This window comes from uncultured Nostoc sp. (assembly GCF_937863485.1).
GTDB lineage: Bacteria > Cyanobacteriota > Cyanobacteriia > Cyanobacteriales > Nostocaceae > Nostoc.
In genome coordinates, this window is record NZ_CALMFY010000108.1 from 1 (window position 1) to 5,455 (window position 5,455).

The 5,455-nt window shown below is 42.5% G+C and carries 3 protein-coding genes; all 3 read left to right on the forward strand.

The features are described from left to right. Positions 1–453: 453 nt before the first annotated feature. Complete coding sequence (locus Q0541_RS14480) at positions 454–1,209, forward strand: PPC domain-containing protein (protein WP_298911411.1); 756 nt, start codon at positions 454–456, stop codon at positions 1,207–1,209. 414 nt (positions 1,210–1,623) lie between these two features. After that, positions 1,624–2,418, forward strand: a complete 795-nt coding sequence (locus tag Q0541_RS14485; RefSeq protein WP_298911412.1) for a peptidylprolyl isomerase — start codon at positions 1,624–1,626, stop codon at positions 2,416–2,418. An 83-nt stretch (positions 2,419–2,501) separates the two neighbouring features. Beyond that, positions 2,502–5,441: a peptidase domain-containing ABC transporter gene (locus Q0541_RS14490; protein WP_298911413.1), complete on the forward strand. Its 2,940-nt coding sequence runs from the start codon at positions 2,502–2,504 to the stop codon at positions 5,439–5,441. Positions 5,442–5,455 lie beyond the last annotated feature (14 nt).

A 5,455-nucleotide genomic window follows, 5' to 3' on the forward strand; every position in this document is an offset into this window, starting at 1 on the left:
CTCAAGCAAACTGCACACCCATTAAAAGGAGCAGCCAAACGTAAATTCATAGCACAAAACTAGTTGTGGCATTAGGACAATAATTATCATTTTTATTAGCTGTATATTTTATTCTCTGGAAGTCTCTTATAAGACTTTTTATGACTTAATCAGACAAAACACTTTTAATTTCCTTTCAAACACCTAACTATTAATGTCTTTTTCATGCTGTGCTTATTGAAAAAACAGTTTAATTTAGATTCATGGTTAAACAACAGGTTCTGAACGCGGCAAGCACAAAACCAAACAGCTAAAGTTTGAATGTAAACAATACAATTTTATTCCCTTGTTTGCATAAAATTATCAGCTATTGCAGTTAAGTAAATGTCAGTTCAAATTAAAGATTTACATCTTTAAAAACCACAATTAACCAGAATTTGACCAAAACACAATCACTATTTTAAGGATAAAAAAATGGGTCTTCAAAGCCTTGGTTCATTAGGTAGCACCGCTCGTTCCTTCAATAGCTTCAATCTAAATACAACTGACCCCACAGATGTCTTTAAGTTCTCAATCGGCAGCACCAGAAACATCAACTTGTCTCTTAACAACATTAGCACTGGCGATGATGCCGACTTGAGACTGTTTCGGGACGTTAATGGTAATGGTATATTAGACGCTACTGACCGAGCCAGTGGACTTGTTAGCAGTTCCGCTAGGGGAAGCAACCAAGATGACGCGATTAACGTTAGAGCCAACGCAGGTACTTATTTTGCGGAAGTATCTCGCTTTGCTTCAGGTAGTTCGGGTGATGTTTCTTACGATTTAGACTTGTCTGCAACTACACCCAATACGACATCTGATTACAGCAACCTTCTACCGAAGGAATTTGTACTTGGTAACCTGTCAGCTGATGTCACCCGTTCTGGTAACATCAGTAACACTAACACCGCAGATGTTTACAGCTTCTCTTTGGGATTATTCCGGGGTGTCAACATTAGCTTGACTGGACTTAGCGCTGATGCTGACATCCGACTGATTCGGGACTCTAATAACAATCGCATTGTCGATGCAGGAGATGAAGTTACACGTTCTGCTAGAGCTGGTACTACGTCAGAGTTGATTTCAAACATTACCCAATCTGGTGACTACTTCTTGCAGGTAAATCAATTCTCTGGCAGTACTGCCTACACTGCGACTTTCGACCAGTTCAGCACCCCCTTTGCTTAAGTTTAGGCATCGGTAGTGATGAGTAGTACTTGAAAGCATTGTACGGCAATGCTTTCAAGGGTATGCAAATCATGCAAGCGGCAGAGAATCATACCTGAACTTTGCCGCTTTTATTCCCCACTCTAGATAAAAAAATTACATCAGACTTAACTAAATAACTATCTGGTGATTACTTCCTACAAGTCGAGCAATTTAAAGGTAGAACTAATTACACTTTAACTTTTGACCACTTCACCACCACTGAAGCTTAAGTTTAGGCATCGGCAGTAATGAGTGGTACTTGAAAGAATTGTACGGCAATGCTTTCAAGGGAATGCAAATCATGCAAGCGGCAGAGAGTTATACCTAAATACCGCTTCATTGCAAAAATTATAGCTGCACTCATCAAATATTTCAACAAAATAGTATTCAATTATGACGATAGCTTTACAAATAGGCGATGTCTACGACGGGCGTAGCAGCAGCACCCCTTTACCTACAGAAATTATTTCCTTCTTGGCTAGTTACAACCTGATTCCGCAATTGTTATCTCAGACCATTATCGAATCTGCGATTGCACCCATCATCTGCACACAAGCAGAAACATCTCATGCTCTAGAGCAATTTTATCAGCAATGGGATTTGACAACCAAGCAAAAAATCCAAGATTGGTGCTTACGTTACAGTTTGACTCAAGAACAATTAGAACTTTTTGCAACCCGAAAGCTCAGAGTAGAAAAGTTCAAGCAAGTAACTTGGGGACATCAACTAGAATCTTACTTTCTCAAATACAAAAGACATTTTGATAAAGTCATTTATTCTTTAATTCGGACTGAAAATAGAGGAACTGCCAACGAGCTATTCTTCCGAATTACAGAAGGAGAACAATCTTTTGCTGAACTGGCGCATGAATATTCTCAAGGCCCAGAAGCTGATACAAATGGCATCATCGGGCCAGTAGAACTTGGTACTATTACCCCCAATTTTGCTCAGTTACTTTGCACAAGTCAAGTGGGTATAGTTCAAGCACCCGTTCCCTTTGGAGAATCATGGGTGATTGTCCGTGTGGAAAAGTTTATCACTGCCCAGTTGGACGATTTTATGCGTCAACGATTGCTGCAAGAAAATTTTGAAACTTGGTTTAAACAGCAACTGAATCAACTTTCACCAGAAGAAAAAATCTGGATGGGAATCAACACCAAATCAGCACAGGTTCAAGAAGCTGCATAGGGTGAAGGAACGAACTGCAATCGCGCAGCCTCTGGCAGAGAAGAAAGTAAGAAGGAAGAAAAATTAAAATACGGTGCAAGATGATGACAAATACAACGGTTGATATTCAAGAATTTCTTGCTGATTTGTTTCCTTTCAATTATCTACCACCAAATGTTTTAGAAAATTTGCTCAACAAGGTGCAATTCTTCCGCTACCGGATTGGTCAGGTAATAGTAGCACGGGAAGCTATGCCCGATCAAATTAGCATTATTTACCAAGGACAAGCGCGTTTATTAAGCTACAATTCCCAAGCACAAAATCCGGCGACACTGAAGTTACTCTCACCAGGAGAGGTTTTGGGTTGGGTAAGTCATGTGCGGGGTATTGCATCTGAAACTGCGATCGCTTCTACTGAAGTTATCACCCTCAATCTACCTATTGCTGGTTTTTTAACGTTACTCAAGCAGGAAGAGGCTTTTGTCCAAGCGTTGCAAAATAAGATTACTCTTTTAGAAGTGTATGAACTGCTCACCGAAGAACTCAGTCGTCGCGCGGATGGTAGCAAGAATTTAATTAAGCTTGCTCAGACTGCAACTGAAGTTGCTATCATCCGAACAATCCCTGCACGCAAAGTCTTTCGCCAGCAGTTGGACTCAGAATTTTTGTGGTTAGTCAGCAGTAATTTTGATCCTGAGTTCCCTGTGGGTAGTCGCTTAGAATTAGATGAACTCAACCCGAAGCTGAAATTTAATACAAATATGCGTCTGGTGGGATTACCCAAGTCAATACTTGGAGAAAATCTCGCCCCCACACCAAAAACATTCTTACCCGCAGAGATTCCCTACGCCTCAGAAATTACTCTCACAGAAGAACCAGCAGCTAAGGGTAAACAAAAGAAGTATCCTTATATCCGGGGTAGAGGGCCGCTGGATGCTTCCCTTGCTTGCTTCCAGATGTTAAGCCAATACTTTAATATCTCCTGGCGCAGAGATACACTGCAACGGGTGTTGACAAAGCAGCAAGAACACAAAGGTAGTATATCTCTGCAATTTTGCGCCGCCGCCGCCGAGTTGATGGGGTTGACAACACAGATGGTGAAAATTCCCGCCACCGCAGTCGGCCGCTTGCAACTACCAGTTATGATTGCTTGGCAAGATAGTTTTGCCATCATTTACAAAAATAGCAATCAAGAATTACTGATTGCGGTTCCAGAAATGGGACTACTGCGCTACAAATTACGAGATTTTGCGGAAAACTGGGGGGCTGAAGGAGAAGTACTGCTGCTACAAACCACCAAAAACACTCCCAAGGCGCGGTTTAGTTTGAGTTGGTTTGTACCTTCACTGCGGCGCTACCGCAAAGTTCTAATTGAAGTACTGATTGCTTCCATTGTTATCCAAGTGTTTGGGTTGGTAAATCCTCTCGCCACGCAGGTGATTATTGACAAAGTACTGGTTGGTAACAGTCCTGATACCTTGGAAGTTTTCGGCATCTTTTTGCTAGTAATAGCAGTCATCGAGGCAATACTCACCAGTGTCCGCACTCATTTATTTACAGATACCACCAACCGGATTGACCTTACCCTTGGTTCTGAGGTGATTAATCACCTGTTGCGTCTGCCATTATCTTACTTTGAACGCCGTCCTGTAGGGGAATTGGCTACGCGAATTCATGAACTGGAAAACATCCGCTCTTTCTTAACTGGTACAGCTCTAACTGTGGTGATGGATGCGGTGTTTTCGGTGGTCTATATCGTAGTAATGGCGATTTACAGCCCGGTGTTGACATTAGTTGCTTTGGCAACAGTACCGTTGTTTGGTTTGCTCAACTTGATGGTATCACCTGTGATGCGGCGACAATTGCAAGAGAAAGCTGAATGCAATGCCGAGACGCAATCTTATTTAGTGGAAGTGATGGGGGGAATGCAGACAGTCAAGGCGCAAAATTTAGAAATGCGATCGCGTTGGCAATGGCAAGAACGTTATGCTCGTTACATCAGCGCTGGTTTCAAAACAGTCTCAACCCAAACTACCGCCAGTTCTGTTAGCAACTTCCTCAACAAGTTTTCTAGTATGTTAGTGCTGTGGGTGGGAGCTTTTCTCGTCCTCAATCAGCAACTCACCTTGGGACAACTCATTGCTTTTCGCATCCTGGCTGGTTATGTCACCAGTCCCTTGTTACGCCTGATGCAACTTTGGCAGAACTTCCAAGAAACCGCTCTATCTCTGCAACGCCTTGCTGATATTTTAGACACTCCCCAAGAAACAGAAATTGGCAACTGTCAAAATATTCTGATGCCCAGTATTCAAGGTAGTGTCCGCTTTGAAAATCTCAGCTTCAGTTTCCGCGAACATGGGCCGATGCAATTGTCCAATATTAATTTAGATTTTCCTACTGGCTCCTTTATCGGAATTGTTGGTCAAAGCGGTTCCGGTAAAAGCACACTGCTAAAATTATTACCCAGACTTTACGAACCCAAGTCCGGCAAAATCTTGATTGATGGCTACGATATCAGTAAAGTAGAACTCTATTCCTTACGTCGTCAAATTGGTATGGTGTTACAAGATACCCTACTATTCGATGGCACAGTCCGCGAAAATATTGCCTTGGGATATCCTGATGCTAGCGATGAAGAAATTATTACCGCTGCCAAGGTAGCTTTTGCCCACGACTTTATTATGTCTTTACCCAGTGGCTATAACACCCGTGTGGGCGAACGAGGTTCGGGATTGTCTGGAGGACAACGCCAACGAGTAGCGATCGCTCGTACTGTTCTACAAAATCCGCAATTACTGATTCTTGATGAAGCTACTAGTGCGTTGGACTACAATGCTGAAGCCCAAGTCTGCGGTAACTTAGCGAAAGCCTTCCAAGGTAAAACAGTGTTTTTCATTACCCACCGCCTCAGCACAATTCGCAATGCCGATGTCATTTTGATGATGGATCAAGGTGCTGTGGTAGAACAGGGGACTCATGAACAATTGATGGCGCTCAAAGGTTATTACTACTGTTTGTATCAACAACAAGAAGCGAAAGTGTAGGCAGGGGGCAAGAG

Excerpts from the sequence above, each read along its gene's own strand:
- Q0541_RS14490 (WP_298911413.1), top strand. The coding sequence starts at position 2,502 with ATGACAAATACAACGGTTGATATTCAAGAATTTCTTGCTGATTTGTTT.
- Q0541_RS14485 (WP_298911412.1), top strand. The coding sequence starts at position 1,624 with ATGACGATAGCTTTACAAATAGGCGATGTCTACGACGGGCGTAGCAGC.
- Q0541_RS14480 (WP_298911411.1), top strand. The coding sequence starts at position 454 with ATGGGTCTTCAAAGCCTTGGTTCATTAGGTAGCACCGCTCGTTCCTTC.